This window comes from Variovorax sp. OV084 (genome assembly GCF_900111625.1).
Taxonomy (GTDB): Bacteria; Pseudomonadota; Gammaproteobacteria; order Burkholderiales; family Burkholderiaceae_C; genus Variovorax.
In genome coordinates this window covers 155,423-173,328 of the sequence record NZ_FOII01000011.1, presented here as the reverse complement: position 1 = coordinate 173,328, position 17,906 = coordinate 155,423, and the positions used below count along the sequence as shown (strand labels likewise).

Sequence of the window (17,906 nt, the reverse complement as noted above, 5' to 3'; positions counted from 1 at the left end):
GGCGAAAGGACTTGCGGGAACCCCGCAAGCACGATCAGGCCTCCTCTTCCAACCCTGAAAGAAAGGCCTGCATCATGAAATCTCTCTCCCTGACCCAGATCATCGCCGTCGGCTCGTTCGCCATGCTCGCAGCAGCCGGCGCAAAGGCTGAAAGCTACGAGGGCGTACAGCCCGCCGTGTCGGCCAAGAGCCGCGCCGACGTCAGCGCCGAAGCCGTGAGCACTGCATCGGCACCCAACCAGAACGTGGTGCGCGGTTCGCGCGGTGCCGAGACCATGGCTGTGTCGACCGAGCGCGGTCGCATCGTCGCCGAAGCCGTGCGCGCCACCGCTGCGCCCGACCAGAACGTGTCGGCCAGCTCGCGCGTGAACAGCCAGGTCATCTCGACGATGCAGAACCCCGTCGACGCGCGCGCCTCGGCTGCCAACGCCAAGAGCAGCCGCCTGTAAGCCGTCTGGTTCGCCTCCACGCGCGTCGCAATAAAACGAAACACGCCGCAACCGCAGCGAGAGGACTTGGCCCGGTGCAGATCGCACCATGGAGCTTCCTCCTCACAGACAACACAAGGAATCACCATGAAGTACTGGATCAAACGAACTCTCTTCGGTTTTGCGGGCGCCGCGATGGTTGCCGGCAGCATCGCCGGCTGTGCCGGTCAACGGCACGGCTGGGGCGGTGGCGACAGCGCCGAGTTCCGCGCGAAGATGATCGAGCGCGTGGGCAGCAAGCTCGAGCTCGATGCCAACCAGAAGCAGAAGCTCACCGTGCTGGCCGAGAAGCTGCAGGCGCAGCGCGAAGCCATGCGCGGCGCCGGCGGCTCGGGCGACCCACGCTCGCAGTTCAAGGCGCTGTTCGCGGGCAACAAGCTCGACCAGGCTGGCGCCACGCGCCTGGTCGAAGAGAAGACCGCCGCAGTGCGCAACGGCAGCCCCGAGATCATTGCCGCCGCTGCCGACTTCTACGACAACCTGAATGCCGCGCAGCAGCAGAAGGTGCGCGACTTCATGGACCGAGGTGGGCGCCGCTGGAGCCATCGTGGATAGGCTCCACTCAACCCCAGGCTTTGCGCACTTCGTGTCGCTTCGCCTTCCCCCTCTCCGGGGGCGGCAGCAGTGGACCGGCGAAGCCGGCTCCACCGTATCTTCCGAACAGGCAGCGGCAGCCGGCGGGGTGCGTGCGCTGCTGCGGGTCGAAGGCGCGGTGGTGCTCGGCGTGGCACTCGCTGCCTATGCCCAGTTCGGCGCGGGCTGGGGCGTGTTCGCGCTCTGGCTCCTCGCGCCCGATCTCTCGCTGCTGGGCTACCTCGCGGGGCCGCGCGTGGGGGCGGCTCTTTACAACGCGGCGCATTCGTACGTCGGTCCGGTGCTGCTGCTGGCGCTCGGCGTGCTTGCGGCCATGCCGTGGGCGGTGGCCGGCAGCCTGATCTGGCTGGTCCATATCGGCTTCGACCGCGCGCTCGGCTACGGGCTCAAGTACGCGGCGGGCTTTGCCGCCACGCACCTGGGCCGCATCGGAAAGGCCGATCCATGGTGAGCGAACGCGGCACAGTCCCCGTCATGCGCCCGCAGGCCGCACGCGCATGGATGCTGACCGAGGCGCTCGCGCTCGGCCTCGCATCGATGGTGCACGCCGGTCGCATCGTGCCGGGCTATGCGCATGGGCACGCCCGCATCGCCGAAGCGGTGATCGCCACCGTGCTGGTGCTCGCCACGGTCGAGACCTGGCTGCGCCCCGAGGACGCGCGCCGCGCCGCCATCTTCGGCCAGGGCTTCGCGTTGCTGGGCACGCTGGTCGGGCTCGGCACCATCGTGGCGGGCATCGGTCCGCGCACCGTGCCCGACGTGGTCTACCACGCGCTTTTGCTCTCACTCCTCGTGACGGGTCTGACCTGGGCGGTGCGATGCCGGCAGGTTTGATGGTCAGCGAGGTCATCCGCCATTTCCTTGCCAGGAGGCACAATCCCGCCATGCCGCGCATCCTGCTGATCGACGACGACGAACACCTCGCCGCGCCGCTGACCACCTACTTCGCACGCTTCGGCTGCACGCTCGAGAGCGCCGTGCGCCCGAGCGAAGGCCTCGCCAAGCTGCGTGCCGGCACCTACGACGCGGCCATCCTCGACGTCATGCTGCCCGAGATGGACGGCTTCGCGCTGTGCCGCGAGATCCGCAAGGAAAGCGACATTCCCATCGTCATGCTCACTGCCCGCGGCGAAGTGATGGACCGCGTGGTCGGCCTCGAGCTCGGCGCCGACGACTACGTGCCCAAGCCCTTCGAGCCGCGCGAGCTGGTGGCGCGCGTGCAGACCATCCTGCGCCGCCAGCGCAGCGTGCCGCAGGCGGTGATCAACGGCACGCAGCACCGCGTGTTCGACGGCCTGTCGATCGACCTCGACCGGCGCCAGGTGCTGCGCCACGGCGAGCGCGTGGAGCTCACGGGCACCGAGTTCGAACTGCTGGCGCTGCTGGCCGCCGAACCCGGCAAGGTGTTCAGCCGCGACGACATCCTCAACCGCCTGCGCGGTCACGAGGCCGAGCTCTACACCCGCGCGGTCGACATCGTGGTGAGCCGCCTGCGCAAGAAGCTCGAGCCGCTGGACTGCATCAAGACGCTGCGCAACGCCGGTTACGCGCTGGCCGTGGCACGAAGCGAACCTGCATGAGCGCAGCGCCGGGCCGCCCCAAGCAAGCTCGCACCGCAGCGCGAAGCGCGAAGGTATTTCAATGAGTCTCGGCCGTCGGGAATCCCGCAGGATGAGGTGGCGCGGCGAGGAGTGCCGCGACGAGCAATCGCGCGAGGACTGGCACGCGAAGTGGCATGCGCGCTGGAACGAGAAGGTGCAGGGCAAGCGCCGCTGGCGCCGCTCGCTGCGTGTGCGGCTGGTGCTGATGTTCGTGGTGCTGGCCATGGTGATGGCGGCGGTGTTCATGGGCGGCATGAAGAAGGCCTTTTCCACCGGCTGGGCCGAAGCCGCCAAGCCGATGCTGACCGACTACGCCGACCGCCTGGTCTCGGAGATCGGCACGCCGCCCGACGTGGCGCGCGCACAGGCGCTGGTGGCCCGGCTGCCCATCACCATCCGCATCGTCGGCCCCAAGGTCAACTGGGATTCCAACCCTGGCGGCGCGAACAGCCCCGGCGGCTGGATGCACGACCGCGAAGACGTGTTCGGCGGCGACAAGTGGTTCATCCGCCCCACTGCAGACGGCCACCGCGTGATCTTCGGCTGGGCGCCCAAGCTCTGGCAACTGGCGCCGCGTGCCACCGGCTGGGCCACGCTCGGCGTGCTGCTGTCGTGCGTGCTGCTGGGCTATGCCTACGTGAGCCGGTTGCTGCGGCCGTTGATCGACATTCGCGAAGGCGCGCAGCGCTTCGGCCGTGGCGAGTTCACGCAGCCCATTCCGGTGCGCCGCAACGATGACCTCGGCGACCTTGCCGAACGCATCAACACCATGGCCGACGACATCCAGGCCATGCTCGACGCCAAGCGCGGTCTGCTGCTCGCCCTGAGCCACGAACTGCGCTCGCCGCTCACGCGCGCCCGGCTCAATGCCGAGCTGCTGCCGATCACGCCCGAAGGCCAGGCCGAGCGCGAGGCGCTGCTGCGCGACCTCAACGAGATGCGCGACCTCATCAGCGACCTGCTCGAAAGCGAACGCCTCGCGAGCCCGCACGTGGCGCTGCAGCGCGAACCGGTCGACCTGGCGGCACTGATCCGCGAGATCGTGGCCGAGATGCCCGGTGCGCAGAACGTGCACCTCGACCTGGCCGAAGGCCTGCCGCCGCATGCCGTCGACCGCATGCGCATCCGCCTGCTGGTGCGCAACCTGCTGGACAACGCCCTGCGCTACAGCGCCGACGCGCCGCGGCCGCCGTGCGTGTCGCTGCGCGCGGTGCTCGACGGCAGGAAGCAGGGCATCGAGATCGAGGTGCGCGACCACGGCCCTGGCGTGGACGACGAGCAACTCGAACGGCTGACCGAGCCCTTCTACCGCACCGACGGCGCGCGGGCGCGCGCCACCGGCGGCGTCGGCCTCGGCATGTACCTGTGCCGGCTGATCGCCGAGGCGCACGGCGGCGAGCTGACGGTGCGCAACGCCGGGCCGGGGCTGCAGATCATCGTCAGGCTGGCCTGAGGCAAGGCGGCTCGGCGGGCGCTGTCACCTGCGCTACCAGCCCGCCCGCAGGCCACGGCTACGATGCGCCTCCGTGCCAGCGTCCGGCATTCAAGGTCAAGGAGACACCATGAGCAGCTCACTCACCAACCACCAGGTTCGCCTCGCCAAACGCCCCGAGGGCACGGCCACCCGCGAGAACTGGAAATTCACCACCGAGCCCGTCGGCGAGCCGGCCGAGGGCGGCGTGCTGGTCAAGACGCTGTCGCTGTCGCTCGACCCCGCCATGCGCGGCTGGCTCAACGACGCCAAGAGCTACATCCCGCCCGTGGGCATCGACGAAGTGATGCGCGCCGGCGGCGTCGGCCGCGTCATTGCCTCCAAGAACCCGCAGTTCGCGGTGGGCGACACCGTCTACGGCACGCTGGGCGTGCAGGAATACATCCTCATCCCCGAAGACCAGGTCAAGCGCAACGGCCTGGTCAAGATCGACCTGCGCGTGGGCACCATCACCCAGTGGCTCAACGTGCTGGGCATGCCCGGCATGACCGGCTACTTCGGCCTGATGGACGTGGGCATGCCCAAGGCCGGCGAGACGGTGGTGGTTTCCGGCGCGGCCGGCGCCGTGGGCCAGACCGTGGGCCAGCTGGCCAAGATCAAGGGCTGCCGCGTGGTCGGCATCGCCGGCGGCGCCGCCAAGTGCGACTGGGTGGTGAAGGAGCTGGGCTTCGACGCCTGCATCGACTACAAGGCCGGCGCAGGCGCGGTGCGCGAAGGCCTCAAGACCCACTGCCCGAAGGGCGTGGACATCTACTTCGACAACGTCGGCGGCGAGATCCTCGACATGGTGCTGGCGCGGCTCGCGCGCAAGGCCCGCATCATCATCTGCGGCGCCATCAGCCAGTACAACAACGCCAACAGCATGCCCGCGGCCGGCCCCAAGAACTACCTGAGCCTGCTGGTGAACCGCGCGCGCATGGAAGGCATCGTGGTGTTCGACTACGCCGACCGCTATCACATCGCCATCGCCGAGATGGCCGGCTACCTGAAAGACGGGCGCATGAAGAGCAAGGAAGACATCGTGAAGGGCCTGGACACCTTCCCCGAGTCGCTCAACAAGCTCTTTGCCGGAGAAAACTTCGGCAAGCTGGTGCTGCAGGTGGCGCAAGCCTGAAAAAGAAGCAAAAAGCGCTTTTTCAGCTTTCGTCGGGCCGCATGGGAATGTCGCCCATCGCCTCGTCTTCGCGAAGGCCCCGCGCGGCCTTCAGCAGTTCGATCGACATGCCGTCGCCATGGCCTGCAAAACCCCTGGCGATGCCTTCGAGCACTGTCGACAGGCCGGTGTCGCCGTCGCCGCGCGCGTCCATGCTGATGTTGAGCACCCGGGCCGCCATCTGGCGGTAGGTGACGGCGCCCGCGCCCTCCAGCGCGGCCACCAGGTCGAGGTACAGCGCCAGGTTCAGGTCGAACACCAGCTTGGGCGTGATCTCGAAATCCCTGTTCTTGTCGTCCATGTGGGTTGGCTCCTTTATTCCTGAGCCTCCACTCTAGCCAGAAAAGAAGACGCCGAGCCGTCGGATACAGCCTGATTCTGCGCAAGTCAGCGCGCGCGCGTGCCCATGACCGCCGCCGAGACGATGAGCCAGGCCGCCACGGCGATGGTCCAGGTGAGCGGCCGGCCGGTGACGAGCAGCAGCAGCGCGGTCGAGCCCAGCGGCGTGAGGTAGCTCAGGATGCCGATCTGCCGCGCGTCGCCGCGCTTGAGTGCGATGTCCCATACGAAGAAGGCCGCGCCCAGCGGGCCGAGGCCGCAGAGCACGAGCAGCAGCCAGTCCCGGCCCGACAGCGCCACCGAGGGCTCGAGCACGGCGTGGCAGGCCAGCGAGAGCACACCCGAGACCAGCCCGAACAGGCCGATCGCCGAGGTCGGGAAGGCCGCCACGCGCTTCGTCCAGAGCGAATAGCTCGCCCAGACGAAGGCCGAGCCCAGCGCCGGCACGAAGCCCCAGTACTCCTGCGCCCCCGTTGCCGCCGCGCCGCCGCTGCGCGCGCCGAGGATCGCGATCGCTGCGCCCGCGAACCCCAGCAGGGCAGCCACCACGTGCAGCGGCCGCAGCGACATGCCCGGCAGCAGCACCGGCGCCAGCACCACCATCAGCAGCGGCCACAGGTAGTTGACGAGGTTGGCTTCGACCGGCGGCGCATGCCGCAGCGCGATGAACAGCAGGAAGTGAAAGCCGAACAGCCCGTAGATGCCCAGCGCCAGCGTGCGCGGCGGCACCCGCCAGGCCGAGCGGTCGCGCAGCACCAGTGGCCAGCTCGGCACGCTGCCGATGATCAGCGCAAAGCCGGTCAGGAGAAATGGCGGCAGGTGCGATAGCGCAGTGCCGAGCGAGGCGAGCGTGGCCCAGAGCGCGATGGCCAGCAGGGCGTAGACGGTGGACGACATGGGCGGCAAGGCTAAGCGACGCGGTCGTCGCGCAATGACGGTCCGTCGTCGCGCAACGACGGTCTTGCGCCGGGGAGGGCGCAGTCAGCGGCGCAGTGCGGCTGTGAGTGCGGAGGGCGACCGGTAGCCCGTGCGGCGTGCTGCCTCAGCCACGCTCATGCCGCCCAGCCGCAGCTCACGCGCATGCGCCAGCCGCAGCGAGCGCAGCCAGTGCATCGCGCTCACGCCCTGCTCGTCGCGGCAGCGCTGCGCGAACTGGCTCGGGCTCAGGCAGGCGACATCGGCCAGGTCGGCGACGCTCAACGGCTCGTGCCAGCGGGCCCGGGCCCAGTCGGCGAGCAGGGGCCAGTCGATACGACGCCGGCGCGAATCGGCAGATGCCGGCGCGGGGCTCCAGGCCTCCAGCAACAGCGCGGGGCCGTGCTGCAAGGCCAGGGCCGAGGCCTGCGGCTGCCTCATGCATTGCGCCAGGTAGCGCGCCAGCGCGTGCAGCTGCGGCGAATCGGGCGATGCGCGCTCGGCGCAGCGGGCCCATGCCGGTTGCGTGGTGTCGAGCACCAGGCACAGGCTGCCGTGCTTGCGCGCGCTGAAGTCGTGCCGGTCGCCCGGGGCGACCACCTGCGCCTCGCCCGCGCCGATGCCGGCGCCCCGGCCTTCCACTTCGATCTCCAGCACGCCGTCGAGGCCGATCAGCACCTGAAAGTGGTCGTGCACATGGCTGCCATGCGAGTGGCCGTAGTCGCGCAGGGCGAGTTCATGGTGGGGCGACGGGGAGGAACCGAGGACAGGCATGGGCTGTCATGGATTGTCCGCGCAGCGCCCCGGCAATGCCACAGGCAGCATCAGCTTCCGTCGACGTCCTGCAGCGCCTGCCCGTTGACCCGCACCGCTTCGACCACGCGCCCCTGGCCCGTTGCCAGCGGCTGTGAGCGGCCCTCGGCCCGCACCTTGTCGCCGACCTTCAGCGCCAGCCGCGCGAGGCCGTCGGGCTTTGTGTGGACGAAGTCGCCGGTGTCCAGCACCACGCCGTTGGCCTGTCCGTGGCGCGCGTAGTTGAAGCGGACTACCGTGCCGTCGATGCGTTCACTGGCGGCCACCTGCCGCGGCGCCTTGCCGTCGACCGAGGCCAGCCGCTCGAAGCGGTAGACCGTGTGTTCGGTTTCGCCTTTGGGCGAGGGGTCTTGTTCGATGCCCTCGATCACCAGCGCCTGGCCGGCCTGCAGGCCGGCAAACGCGGGCGCGGCGCATTCGTCGTGGCGATCGAACACGAACTGCGTGGGCACGCCGTCGGTGTCGATCAGCACGCCTTCGATGTGGCCCTTGGGGCTGTAGACCAGGTGCTGGAAGCGGCCTTCGACCGACCAGACGTCGAGGGTGTCGTGAGGATGTGGCATGGAATGTCCTTTTTCGAGTGTGGTTGTGAAACGGAAAACGCGATCAACCGAGCCGCAGCAGCACCACCGATGCCGCGCACACGATCAGGAAGGGAATGCTGATGCGATGGAACTCGCGCAACCCGTGCGGCACCTTGGCCAGCCGCAGCGCGATGAGATTGGCCAGCGAGCCCAGCACGCAGCCGAAGCCGCCCACGCTCACGCCCGCCGCCAGCGCGGGCAGGTCGTGCACGTAACGGTCCAGCAGGATGGTGGCCGGCACGTTGCTGATGAACTGCGAAGTGACGATGGCCGCCAGGTACGCACGCCAGCCCTCGGCAATCGGCCACTGGCCCATCAGCGAAGCCACGGCCGGCAGTTCGGCCAGCTGTCGCAGGTCGACGAACATCAGCGCGATGATCGCCAGCAGCGCCCAGTCGACGCCCAGCAGCACGCGGCGCTGGAACAGCATGTAGGCGACGAACACCACCGCCAGGCCAGCCAGCAGCCAGTGCCGGTCGAGCGCGACGACGAAGCCCACGAACAGCACGCCCGACAGCGCCAGCAGCCTCGGCTGCACCGGTGAGGCCTCGGCCGCCGGCTTGAGCGCGATGGCCGTGCGCGGCACCAGCAGCCACACGGCCACGAACAGCCAGAACAGCATGACGAGCACGGTGGGCGCCATCATGAGCATGAAGCCGCCGAAGCTCTCCCCGGTGCGGTGCCACAGGTACAGGTTCTGCGGATTGCCGATGGGCGTGAGCGCGGAGCCCGCGTTCACCGCCAGGGCCTGGAGCACCACCAGCCGCGCCAGCGGCAGGTGCGCCTGCGTGGCCAGCACGCGCGTGAGAGGTACCAGCAGGAACAGGCTCACGTCGTTGGTGACCAGTGCCGACAGCACGGCGGCCGTGGCGGTGAGCAGCAGCGCCAGTTGGCGCAGATTGGTGGTGCGCGCCAGCAGCCGCTGGGCGGCCGACTGCAGCATGCCGCTCTTTTCCACGCCCTGCGTGATGGCGAGCAGCCCGGCCAGGGCCCCCACAGTCTGCCAGTCGATCAGCTTGAGCCAGTCCATCGGCGCGCGCGGGCGCACGAAGGCGAACAGCACCGCCACCGCCACCAGCACCCAGAGCAGGCCGTTTCCGCCGCCTTCGTGGGTTGCGGGAGCGTCGGCCCCGGAAGCGGCGGACGAGGAGGAAGATGCCAGGGTCGGCACGGTGTCTTTGGTCATGGAGCGGCGGTGGTCAGTGCGGAGGCGGCCGGCGCGTTCGCCATCGAACGGCGCCGGTCGCGAGTTTCCGGCATTGCGAGCGCAAACAGCGTCAGCGCAGCGGCCGCGATGCCCGCCAGCATCACGAAGGCCGTGCCATAGCCGGCCAGGTGCGCGACCGTGCCCGCCACCAGGTTGCTGAGCGCCGCGCCAAGCCCCACGCAGGCCGCGCCGATGCCCAGCGCGAAGTTGAAGTGCCCGCTGCCGCGCGTGATGTCGCCGATCATCAGGGTCAGCATCACGCCGAAGATGCCCGCGCCGATGCCGTCCAGCACCTGCAGCGACAGCAGCGCGGCCGGGCTGTCGGCCAGCAGGTACAGCAGCCCGCGCACCGGCAGCACCGCGAAGCCGGCCAGGAAGATGGGTTTGCGCGCCAGCCGCGGCGCCCAGCGTCCGACCGCCAGGGCAATCGGAATGGTGACCAGCTGCGTGACGATCACGCCTCCCGACAGCCACAGCGTGGCCGAGGTGCCGGCCTGCGTGCCGACCTTCTGCGCCACCAGCGTGAGCATGGCGGCGTTGGCCAGGTGGAACAGGAAGGCGCAGACCAGCAGCACGATGAAGCGGCGGTCGTACCAGCGTGCGGTGGAACGCGGTGCGTCGGCCTCCTCGTGATCGGCATCGGCGCCGCGCGCCAGCCGTGGATCGACGTCGCGCTTGCGGATCAGCATGGCCGCCGCGATGGTCGGCAGCGCCATCGCCACCGCGTAGAAGAACATGGCATGCGGCCCGAACGCGTGGCCCACCCAGCCCGTGCCCAGCGCCCACAGCACCGTGCCGGCCGCTGTGATCGCGGCGTTGCGGCCGACGCGGGCGTCCAGCCCGGCGCGGCCCACCATGCCCAGGCTGACGGCCGCGATGGCCGGCGCCACCAGCGTGCCCGCAGCGCCGATGAGCGACTGGCCCGCCAGGATCACGCCGTAGCCCGGCCAGTTCGCCATGACCACCAGGCACACCGCGATGAGCGAAATGGCGCCCGCGATCCAGCGCGGCTTATGCCGTGCGCTGTCGATCAGCGCGCCGGCCGGCGCCTGCACCAGCAGCCCGACCAGCGCCGAGACGAACATCACGGTGCCGATGCGCTGCGGGTCCCAGGCCAGCGTGCCGGCCATGAAGACGATCAGGAACGGGCCGACGCCGCCCTGGATGTCGGGCGCGAAGAAGGCCAGTGCGTCGAGTGCGCGCAGGCTGCGGCGCGAAGGTGCGGCGGAGGAGGTCATGGCAGGCTGGACTGGAAGATCAGGACGCCGGCATCGGGGCCGGTGGCGCCATCAGCGGCGCGTATGGCGAGGGGCCGGCGCCCCTCGGACCACGGGGACCGCCGGGGCCTCGGTGCGCAGGCACCAGCCCCGGGCCGCCGAACACCTCGCGCACCGTGTCCGCGGTCGGACCCATGCTGGTGGCCTCCAACGCCGTGCCCTGTGCGCCGCGCGTGCCCCAGCCGCGCGCATGGAACTGGGCGCCGGGCTGCAGTTGCGCGCCGTACATCGCGCCGATGTGCGGCGGAAAGCGCACGGTGGTCTTGTCCGCAAGCAGCACGCCGTGCACGTCGCCACGGTCGGTGTACAGCAGGCGATCGATGCGCCCGCCCGCCGACAGGGCAACGAGCGCGCCCGGTTCGCGCGGCGGCGGGGCTATGCCGGGCACCGGCGGCTCGTCGGTCACGCTGCGGCCGTTGGCGGCGAGCGACTGCATGCGCACCACCGGCACGCCGGGTGCGCGCCAGCCGCTGACCTGCACCGTATCGCCGGGCCTGAGTACCTGCATTACGGCGGCCGAGAGGTGCGGCGGAAATGCGACCTGCGTGCCGTCGGCCAGCAGCAGCCCGTCGGCCTCGCCGTTCGGGTTGAGCAGCCATTGCTGCACGCGGCCGCTGGCGACCGTGCCCGCTGTCGGCACGGCGTGTGGCAGTGGCGCGGTGGCGCCGGGCCGCTGCGGGGGGATCGGTCCGCCCGGTGGTGGGGGCGGCATCTGGGCGAAGGCGGCGCTGCCGGCCAGCAGGCAGGCGGCGGCGATGAAGGTGATGCGGGGTGTCATGGTCAGCTCCTTGTGTGGATGGATGCCCAAGGACATCTCACACAACGTGCCAGCGCATGAATCCTTTTAAATCAACGACTTGCGCGTGTCCGGCAGCCGGCGTCCGCATGATCCGGAGACACCGGGTGTCCGGTTTGCGGACACCTGCGGCTCATTCGAGCCCGTACTGCGCCAGCTTGCGATACAGCAGTTGCCGGTGAATGCCCAGCCGGCGTGCCGTTTCGGCGCGGTTGCCCTGCGTCTGCGCGAGCGCGTGGGCGATCAGCAGGCGCTCGAGCTTCTCGACGGCGGCTGGCAGTTCGCCCTCGAGCCAGTCGGCGGGCAGCGTGGCGGGGGCTTCGCCGGGAGCTGCGGCACCGAGCGCGAGGTCCAGGTCCGCGCCGCCGATCACGCGGTGCCGCACCAGCGCATGGCAGCGCTCCATCACGTTGCGCAGCTCCCGCACGTTGCCCGGCCACGGGTGGCTCAGCAGCCGCTGCGCCGCCTCGGCCGACAGCGCCTTGGGCACGGCATCGGGCGCACCCTGCAAGGCGGCGCGGCGCAGGAAGTGCTCCGCCAGCGGAATGATGTCCGCCAGCCGCTCGCGCAGCGGCGGCATGCGGATCGACAGCACGTCGAGCCGGTACAGCAGGTCTTCCCGGAAGCGTCCTTCGCGCACGGCGGCGGCCAGGTCGCGGTGCGTGGCAGCGACCACGCGCACGTCGACCTTCACCGTCTTGTGGCTGCCCAGCGGCGTGACCTCGCCCTCCTGCAGCGCGCGCAGTATCTTGGCCTGCACGTCCAGCGCCATGTCGCCGATCTCGTCGAGCAGCAGCACGCCGCCGTCGGCCGCGCGAAAGCACCCGGGCCGCTCGCCGGTGGCACCGGTGAAGGCGCCGCGCACGTGGCCGAAGAGTTCGCTTTCGAGCAGTTCCTTCGGGATGGCCGAGCAGTTGACGGCCACGAAAGGGCGTTCGGCGCGGGCCGAGTAGCGGTGCAGGGCGCGCGCCACCATTTCCTTGCCGGTGCCTGTCTCGCCGAGCACCAGCACCGGCATCGCGTTGGCGGCGGCCAGGCCGATGCGCTTGTGCACCTCGCGCATCGCCTGGCTCGGGCCGATCAGGTCGGTGTCGTCGTCCCCGGTGTTGCTGGCCGATGGCGAGGCTGCCGTGTGCCGCTGCAACGCGCGTTCCAGCACCTCGCGCACCGCCTCGCGGCTGATCGGCTTGGCCAGGTGGTCGAAGGCACCCAGCCGCATCGCCTCGATGGTGTTGCCCGCGCTCGAGAACGCGGTGAGCACGATCACCGGCGGCAGCCGCGCCATGCGCGCCTGCAGGGCCGCAAGCGTCTGCAGGCCATCCATTCCGGGCATGCGGTGGTCGAGGAACACGGCGTCGAAGCGCTCGCGCGACAGCGTCTCGATGGCCTCGTTGCCGCTGGCGACGGCGACCGTCTCGTGGCCCAGGCCCTGAAGCGTTTCGGCCAGCGTGTCGCGGAAGGCGTCGTCGTCGTCGACGATCAGGAGGTGCGCCATGGAAGTTCCAGTTCGAAGCGGGTGCCCGGTGTCAGCGGCATGTGATGCAAGTCACCGCCGTGCGCCAGCGCCACTTCGCGCGCCAGCGCCAGGCCCAGCCCGGTGCCGTCGGCGCGGCCGGTGGCGAAGGGCTCGAACAGGCTGGCCTGCAGCGATTCGGGCACGCCGGGGCCGTCGTCGTCCACGCGGATGGCCAGCGTGCGCGCATCGGGCTGCAGGGCCGAGAGCACGACGTGGCCGCCGCGCGGCGCATGGCGCACCGCGTTGTCGAGCAGGTTGTCGATCGCGCGCGCCAGGTGCACCGGGTCGAACACGGCGCTGGCGGGCGTGTCGTGCTGCAGCGTGACCTGCACGCCGGCGGCATCGGCCTTCGGCGCCACGGCGGCAACACGCTCGTCGAGCCAGCGGTGCAGCTCCACTTTTACCGGAGCCAGCGTCACCGGCTGCACGAGCGCAAGAAGGCTCTGCACCAGCCCGTCGAGCCGGTCGATCTGCCCGACGATCACGCGCAGTGCCTCGCCCTGCTTCTCGGGCGTGGCGGCCAGCGCGTTCTCGGCCTTCAGCCGCATGGTGGCGATGGGGTTGCGGATCTCGTGCGCGATGCCGCCCGTCATGCGGCCCAGCGCGGCCAGGCGCTGGTCGCGGCTGCGCTGCTGGGCGGCCGCGCGCAGGTGGGCGCGGGCCTCCTCGAAGCGCTGGCGGTAGTGGTTGAAGCCGTCGACGATGCGGTCGAGCTCGCGCACGCCGGTGCGAGGCAGCTCCGGCATGGCACCGCCGTCGGCATCGGCCTGCGCCAGCCGGTTTTCCAGGCGTTGCACGTGGCGCAGTCCGCGCAGCAGGATGAAGCCCAGCCACAGGCCCGAAGCCAGTACCAGCAGCAGCAACACGCCCAGCCCGGTGCGCAGGCTGTCCTGCGCAGCCAGCGCACCGCCGTTGGTGCGGGTCATGGTCCAGGCCGCCAGGTCGTTGCCCGGCGCCGCCAGCGGACAGGCCGCGACGATCAGCGCCTCGCGGCTGCCGCGCACCACGTCGGTCTGCGGCTGTTGCGTGCGGGCCGCAAGCTGCGCCATTTCGGCGATCAGCGGCTGCTCGGCGGCAGGCACGTCGCGCTTCACGCCGCTGCCTTCGTAGGTGGGGTAGGCGTAGGCCAGTTGGCCGCCGCTGGCCTGCCACACGCCGCCTTCGACGTGCGGCGCCTCGACCAGCACCAGCTGCAGCAGCACTTGCAGCAGGTCGACCTGGGGTTGTGCGGGGGCGGGCGCGGTGGCCGACCTGGCATAGCGCGCGGCGATGGCCCGGCACGACTGCTCGGTGGCCGTGCGCCCCGCCGCCACCTGCGCCCCCGCACTGCTGCGGTACAGCGTCAGCATCACCACGGCCAGCGCGGCGCACATGCCGAACAACAGCACCCAGAAGAACAGCAACTGAGCGCGCAGGGATTTCATCTGGCGCGATCCTGCTCCGCCTTCGGGCTGCTGCGCATCAGCCGTGGTCACGTTCACGCAGTTCGCGCTTGAGCACCTTGCCGATCGCACTGCGCGGCAGCTCGTCGATGAAGCTCAGCCGCGCCAGGCGCTGTGTCTTGCCGAGCTGGGCGTTGGTCCATTGCAGCAGCGCGTCTTCGCTCGTGGCGTCGCCCTCGCGGCGCACCACGAAGGCCACCGGCGTCTCGCCCCATTGCTCCGACGGTACGCCGACCACGGCCACATCGGCCACCGCCGCATGGCCGCGCAGCACGGCCTCGAGGTCGCTCGGGTAGATGTTGAAGCCGCCGCTGATGATCATGTCCTTCTTGCGGTCGAACAGCGTGAGGAAGCCGTCGGCGTCGAAGCGGCCCACGTCGCCGGTGCGGATGAAGCGCTTGCCGGTGGCGTCGAACCACTCGGCCTCGCGCGTCTTCTCGGGCTGGCGGTGGTAGCCGGTCATCATGCCGCCCGAGTGGCCCACCACCTCGCCGGCCACCTCGGTGTTGTTGCGCGGCAGCTCGTTGCCTTCCTCGTCGATCAGGCGGATGTCGCTGCCCTCGGCGGGCTGGCCCACCGTGTGCAGCTTGGTCGGGTGCAGGTGCGCTTCCAGGATGCAGGTGCCGCCGCCCTCGGTCATCCCGTAGAACTCGATCAGCCCGCCGGGCCAGCGCTTGAGCACGTCGGCCTTGAGCGCGGCGTTGAAGGGCGCGCTGGTGCTGAACTTGAACTTGTAGGAAGACAGGTCGTGCTCGTCGAAGCGCGGGTGCGCCATCAGCCGCTGGTACTGCACCGGCACGAGCATGGTGTGCGTCACGCGGCGCTTCTCGGCCAGCTGCAGATAGCCGAGCGCGTCGAACTTGGGCATCAGCACCACGCAGCCGCCGAAAGCCAGCGTGGGGAAGAACACCACCAGCGTGGTGTTGGAGTAGAGCGGCGTCGACAGCAGCGTGACGGTGTCGGTGCTGTATTCGTACCTGGCGCCGCGCTGCACGTGGGACCAGCGCATGCCGTGGCCCTGCACGATGCCCTTGGGCTCGCCGGTGGTGCCCGACGAATAGATGATGTTGAAGGCCCACGCGGGCTGCACCTCGACGGCCTCGGGCTGCGAACCGGCCGGCGCCAGCCAGCCTTCGATGTCGCGGCCGACCTGCGAGCCGTCCAGTGCCACGCGCGGAATGCCGCCTTCCTTCGCGGGGCCGATCACGTCGGCTGCCGATGCGTCACTGAACAGGATGCGCGCGTCGGCGTCCTCGATCATTCGGGCCAGGCTGGCGGGCGTGGAGCCGGGCGCCAGCGGGGCCACCGCGACGCCCGCGCGCAGCGCACCCAGGAACACGGCCGCGTAGTTCACCGACGACGAGGCGCAGATCGCAATGGCGTCGCCCGCCTTGAGCCCGTCGCGCTGCAGGCTGGCCGCGACGCGGTCCATCAGCGCGTCGAGCGCGCGGTAGTCCAGCGTGCGCGTGGCATCCGCCAGCGCGGCGTGATCGGGGGTGTGTTGTGCGTGGAGGCGAACCAGATCGGCAATGGCGCCGAAACTGCGTTCCATAGAGGCTTGAACAGCGGGGTGCATGGGAGAGTCAGTCCTTCATCTTGGCCAGCCGGCAGGATAGCGGACCTGTCGCGCGTGGCCAGCGCCTGGGCGACGCCTGCCGGTGCAGGACACAGCGCCGTCAGTTGCCGATCAGGAAGGCGGGGCCACGATGCCCGACCACCAAGGAGCTCACCATGGGATTACTCGACATCCTCCAGCAGGCCATCGGCAACAACAGCAACAACCCCGAGGCCCATATCGATCAGGTCGCGCAGCACGCCTCGCCCGGCGAACTTGGCGCGGGGCTCGCCGCGGCCATGCGCTCGGACCAGACGCCGCCTTTCGGCGACACGGTCGGCAAGCTGTTCGGACAGTCGTCGCCCACGCAGCAGGCTGGTGTGCTCAACCAGATCCTGGCCACGCTGGGCCCGGCCGCCGCCTCGGCGCTGGCCGGCGGCGTGCTCGGGCGCGTGCTGCAGCCGGGGCAGACGCAGGTCACGCCCGACCAGGCCTCGCAGCTGTCGCCCGCGCAGGTGACCGAGATCGCCACGCACGCCGAGCAGCAACATGCGGGCGTCATCGACGAGGTGAGCCAGTTCTACGCGCAGCACTCGGGGCTGATCAAGACACTGGGCGGCGCGGCCATCGCCATCGCGCTGGCGAAGATGAAAGAGAACGCCACGCGCGGCTGAAAGACTCCGGGTCGATCAGCGTGCCGACGCCGTGGTTTCGGCCCGCACCGTGTCCCCGCCGCCCATCGCCTTGTAGAGCGTGATGCGGTTGCTCTGCTCCGACAGCCGCAGGCCGATCAGCGTCTGCTGCGCCGTGTAAAGCGAGCGCTGCGCGTCCAGCACTTCGAGAAAGCTGTAGCTGCCGCTGCGGTAGAGCGCGTTCGACAGCGTGTAGCTCTTCTGCGTGGCATCGACCAGCGACTGCTGCGCCGCAATCTGCTCGCCGATCGAACCGCGCGTGGCCAGCGCATCGGCCACTTCCCTGAACGCGGTCTGCACCGTCTTCTCGTAGGTGGCGAGGTCGATCTCGCGCTGCGCCTTTGCCGAGTCGAGGCTGGCGCGGTTGCTGCCGGCGTTGAAGATCGGCAGGCTGACCGACGGCGCGAAGCTCCAGGTGCTGTTGCCGCCCTTGAACAGGCCTGACAGCGCCGTGCTCGACGAGCCCGAGCTCGCGGTCAGCGAGATCGTCGGGAAGAAGGCCGCACGCGCCGCACCGATGTCGGCGTTCGAGCCTTGCAGCGTGTGCTCGGCGGCCAGCACATCGGGCCGCTGCTGCAGCAGTGTCGAAGGCAGCCCCGCGGGCACGTCGACCAGTGCGCTGGCCGTGGCCATGCCTGCGGCCGGCAATAGCTCGTCGGGCACGGTGGCGCCGGCCAGCAGGTCCAGCGCGTTGCGATCGAGCGCTACCTGCGCGGTGTAGCTGGCCACGTCCACACGCGCCGAATCAACGGTCGTCTGCGCCTGGGCCAGCGACAGCGCCGAGCTGGCGCCCAGTTCATGCATGCGGCCGGTCAGCGCATACGTGCGCTGCTGGCTGGCCAGCGTGTCCTGCGCGAGCTTCAGCCGTTCGTTGTCCGCGGCCAGCGTGAGCCAGGCCGAGGCGACTTCCGCCACCAGGCTGATCTGCGTGCTGCGGGTCGTGGCCTCGGTCGACAGGTAGCTTTGCAACGCCGCCTCGTTGAGGTTGCGCACACGGCCGAACAGGTCGAGCTCGTAGCTGCTGAAGCCCAGCGACGCGCTGTATGTCGAGCCGATGGACGATTCGCCGCTGCTGCTTGTTGCCGCCGAGGTGCGCGCGCGGGTGGCACCCGCCGTGGCCGCGATGCTGGGGAACAGTTCGGCGCGCTGCACGCCGTATTGCGCGCGCGCCTTCTCGATGTTCTGCACCGCCACGCGCAGGTCGCGGTTGTTGGCCAGCGCGAGCGCGACGGTGCGGCGCAGCCGGTCGTCGGTGATGAAGCTCTGCCAGCCGGTGGTGGCGGAGGCGGTTGCGTCCTTGGCCTCCTTCGCACCCGTGGAGGCCGGCCAGGTGGCGGGCACCGGCGCTTCGGGCCGCGAGTACACGGGCGCGAGGTTGACGCAGCCGGCCAGCAGCGCGGCCGTGATGAGAGCGGAGAGTCTGAAATGAATTCGGGTCATGG

Annotated in this window: 19 protein-coding genes; 8 read left to right on the top strand and 11 right to left on the bottom strand. The window is 70.1% G+C overall.

Annotated features, from left to right (window positions below; translation table 11 throughout):
* The first annotated feature begins 74 nt into the window (after positions 1-74).
* From BMW87_RS24145 to BMW87_RS24115, 7 genes are all read left to right on the top strand, one after another.
* Positions 75-449, top strand: a complete 375-nt coding sequence (locus BMW87_RS24145) for a DUF4148 domain-containing protein (protein ID WP_093057761.1) — start codon at positions 75-77, stop codon at positions 447-449.
* Between the two features lie 126 nt (positions 450-575).
* Positions 576-1,043 carry a Spy/CpxP family protein refolding chaperone gene (locus BMW87_RS24140; RefSeq protein ID WP_093057760.1) on the top strand — a complete coding sequence of 156 codons (468 nt, stop codon included), beginning with the start codon at positions 576-578 and terminating at the stop codon, positions 1,041-1,043.
* 31 nt (positions 1,044-1,074) lie between these two features.
* A complete protein-coding gene (locus tag BMW87_RS24135; RefSeq protein WP_256216888.1) occupies positions 1,075-1,533 on the top strand; it encodes a DUF4260 domain-containing protein in 459 nt (152 codons plus the stop codon).
* Positions 1,527-1,916 (top strand): hypothetical protein, encoded by a 390-nt coding sequence (locus BMW87_RS24130; protein ID WP_093079069.1) that lies wholly within the window; start codon positions 1,527-1,529, stop codon positions 1,914-1,916. Before BMW87_RS24135 ends, BMW87_RS24130 begins: the two co-directional genes overlap by 7 nt.
* A 50-nt stretch (positions 1,917-1,966) precedes the next feature.
* A complete protein-coding gene (locus BMW87_RS24125) occupies positions 1,967-2,662 on the top strand; it encodes a response regulator transcription factor (protein WP_176928901.1) in 696 nt (231 codons plus the stop codon).
* A 91-nt stretch (positions 2,663-2,753) separates the two neighbouring features.
* Entirely contained in the window at positions 2,754-4,136 is a 1,383-nt protein-coding gene (locus BMW87_RS24120) for a HAMP domain-containing sensor histidine kinase (RefSeq protein WP_093057756.1), read from the top strand.
* A 109-nt stretch (positions 4,137-4,245) separates the two neighbouring features.
* Positions 4,246-5,289, top strand: a complete 1,044-nt coding sequence (locus tag BMW87_RS24115) for an NADP-dependent oxidoreductase (RefSeq protein WP_093057755.1) — start codon at positions 4,246-4,248, stop codon at positions 5,287-5,289.
* A gap of 22 nt (positions 5,290-5,311) precedes the next feature.
* Here BMW87_RS24115 and BMW87_RS24110 read toward each other — a convergent pair whose 3' ends face one another.
* From BMW87_RS24110 to BMW87_RS24065, 10 genes are all read right to left on the bottom strand, one after another.
* The gene (locus tag BMW87_RS24110; protein ID WP_093057754.1) at positions 5,312-5,629 is read right to left on the bottom strand and encodes a hypothetical protein; all 318 of its coding nucleotides are present in this window, start codon (positions 5,627-5,629) and stop codon (positions 5,312-5,314) included.
* 86 nt (positions 5,630-5,715) lie between these two features.
* The gene (locus tag BMW87_RS24105; RefSeq protein ID WP_093079068.1) at positions 5,716-6,564 is read right to left on the bottom strand and encodes a DMT family transporter; all 849 of its coding nucleotides are present in this window, start codon (positions 6,562-6,564) and stop codon (positions 5,716-5,718) included.
* An 84-nt stretch (positions 6,565-6,648) separates the two neighbouring features.
* Positions 6,649-7,356, bottom strand: coding sequence for an AraC family transcriptional regulator (locus BMW87_RS24100; RefSeq protein WP_093079066.1), 708 nt, complete (start codon positions 7,354-7,356; stop codon positions 6,649-6,651).
* Positions 7,357-7,406: 50 nt separating this feature from the next.
* Entirely contained in the window at positions 7,407-7,958 is a 552-nt protein-coding gene (locus tag BMW87_RS24095; RefSeq protein WP_093079065.1) for a hypothetical protein, read from the bottom strand.
* 43 nt (positions 7,959-8,001) lie between these two features.
* On the bottom strand, positions 8,002-9,165 hold the full coding sequence (locus BMW87_RS24090) for an SLC13 family permease (RefSeq protein ID WP_177192835.1): 1,164 nt from the start codon (positions 9,163-9,165) through the stop codon (positions 8,002-8,004).
* Positions 9,162-10,424 carry an MFS transporter gene (locus BMW87_RS24085; RefSeq protein ID WP_093079063.1) on the bottom strand — a complete coding sequence of 421 codons (1,263 nt, stop codon included), beginning with the start codon at positions 10,422-10,424 and terminating at the stop codon, positions 9,162-9,164. The genes BMW87_RS24090 and BMW87_RS24085 overlap by 4 nt, the downstream gene beginning before the upstream one ends.
* A gap of 19 nt (positions 10,425-10,443) precedes the next feature.
* Positions 10,444-11,241 (bottom strand): hypothetical protein, encoded by a 798-nt coding sequence (locus tag BMW87_RS24080; RefSeq protein WP_093079062.1) that lies wholly within the window; start codon positions 11,239-11,241, stop codon positions 10,444-10,446.
* Between the two features lie 151 nt (positions 11,242-11,392).
* Positions 11,393-12,754: a sigma-54-dependent transcriptional regulator gene (locus BMW87_RS24075; protein ID WP_093079060.1), complete on the bottom strand. Its 1,362-nt coding sequence runs from the start codon at positions 12,752-12,754 to the stop codon at positions 11,393-11,395.
* Positions 12,739-14,199: a sensor histidine kinase gene (locus BMW87_RS24070; RefSeq protein ID WP_093079108.1), complete on the bottom strand. Its 1,461-nt coding sequence runs from the start codon at positions 14,197-14,199 to the stop codon at positions 12,739-12,741. Before BMW87_RS24070 ends, BMW87_RS24075 begins: the two co-directional genes overlap by 16 nt.
* 37 nt (positions 14,200-14,236) lie before the next feature.
* Positions 14,237-15,769, bottom strand: a complete 1,533-nt coding sequence (locus tag BMW87_RS24065; protein WP_093079059.1) for a class I adenylate-forming enzyme family protein — start codon at positions 15,767-15,769, stop codon at positions 14,237-14,239.
* A 179-nt stretch (positions 15,770-15,948) separates the two neighbouring features.
* Here BMW87_RS24065 and BMW87_RS24060 point away from each other — a divergent pair, with 179 nt between their 5' ends.
* Positions 15,949-16,446 carry a hypothetical protein gene (locus BMW87_RS24060; protein WP_093079057.1) on the top strand — a complete coding sequence of 166 codons (498 nt, stop codon included), beginning with the start codon at positions 15,949-15,951 and terminating at the stop codon, positions 16,444-16,446.
* Between the two features lie 15 nt (positions 16,447-16,461).
* Here the strand turns inward: BMW87_RS24060 and BMW87_RS24055 are convergent, their stop codons facing one another.
* Positions 16,462-17,904 carry an efflux transporter outer membrane subunit gene (locus BMW87_RS24055; protein ID WP_093079056.1) on the bottom strand — a complete coding sequence of 481 codons (1,443 nt, stop codon included), beginning with the start codon at positions 17,902-17,904 and terminating at the stop codon, positions 16,462-16,464.
* Positions 17,905-17,906 lie beyond the last annotated feature (2 nt).

Bases quoted from the DNA above. Each gene is read 5' to 3' on its own strand.
- BMW87_RS24070 (WP_093079108.1), bottom strand. From the start codon at position 14,199: ATGAAATCCCTGCGCGCTCAGTTGCTGTTCTTCTGGGTGCTGTTGTTC.
- BMW87_RS24110 (WP_093057754.1), bottom strand. From the start codon at position 5,629: ATGGACGACAAGAACAGGGATTTCGAGATCACGCCCAAGCTGGTGTTC.
- BMW87_RS24060 (WP_093079057.1), top strand. From the start codon at position 15,949: ATGGGATTACTCGACATCCTCCAGCAGGCCATCGGCAACAACAGCAAC.
- BMW87_RS24120 (WP_093057756.1), top strand. From the start codon at position 2,754: ATGAGGTGGCGCGGCGAGGAGTGCCGCGACGAGCAATCGCGCGAGGAC.
- BMW87_RS24075 (WP_093079060.1), bottom strand. From the start codon at position 12,754: ATGGCGCACCTCCTGATCGTCGACGACGACGACGCCTTCCGCGACACG.
- BMW87_RS24145 (WP_093057761.1), top strand. From the start codon at position 75: ATGAAATCTCTCTCCCTGACCCAGATCATCGCCGTCGGCTCGTTCGCC.
- BMW87_RS24085 (WP_093079063.1), bottom strand. From the start codon at position 10,424: ATGACCTCCTCCGCCGCACCTTCGCGCCGCAGCCTGCGCGCACTCGAC.
- BMW87_RS24125 (WP_176928901.1), top strand. From the start codon at position 1,967: ATGCCGCGCATCCTGCTGATCGACGACGACGAACACCTCGCCGCGCCG.
- BMW87_RS24065 (WP_093079059.1), bottom strand. From the start codon at position 15,769: ATGGAACGCAGTTTCGGCGCCATTGCCGATCTGGTTCGCCTCCACGCA.
- BMW87_RS24140 (WP_093057760.1), top strand. From the start codon at position 576: ATGAAGTACTGGATCAAACGAACTCTCTTCGGTTTTGCGGGCGCCGCG.
- BMW87_RS24105 (WP_093079068.1), bottom strand. From the start codon at position 6,564: ATGTCGTCCACCGTCTACGCCCTGCTGGCCATCGCGCTCTGGGCCACG.
- BMW87_RS24095 (WP_093079065.1), bottom strand. From the start codon at position 7,958: ATGCCACATCCTCACGACACCCTCGACGTCTGGTCGGTCGAAGGCCGC.
- BMW87_RS24100 (WP_093079066.1), bottom strand. From the start codon at position 7,356: ATGCCTGTCCTCGGTTCCTCCCCGTCGCCCCACCATGAACTCGCCCTG.
- BMW87_RS24130 (WP_093079069.1), top strand. From the start codon at position 1,527: ATGGTGAGCGAACGCGGCACAGTCCCCGTCATGCGCCCGCAGGCCGCA.
- BMW87_RS24080 (WP_093079062.1), bottom strand. From the start codon at position 11,241: ATGACACCCCGCATCACCTTCATCGCCGCCGCCTGCCTGCTGGCCGGC.
- BMW87_RS24115 (WP_093057755.1), top strand. From the start codon at position 4,246: ATGAGCAGCTCACTCACCAACCACCAGGTTCGCCTCGCCAAACGCCCC.
- BMW87_RS24055 (WP_093079056.1), bottom strand. From the start codon at position 17,904: ATGACCCGAATTCATTTCAGACTCTCCGCTCTCATCACGGCCGCGCTG.
- BMW87_RS24090 (WP_177192835.1), bottom strand. From the start codon at position 9,165: ATGACCAAAGACACCGTGCCGACCCTGGCATCTTCCTCCTCGTCCGCC.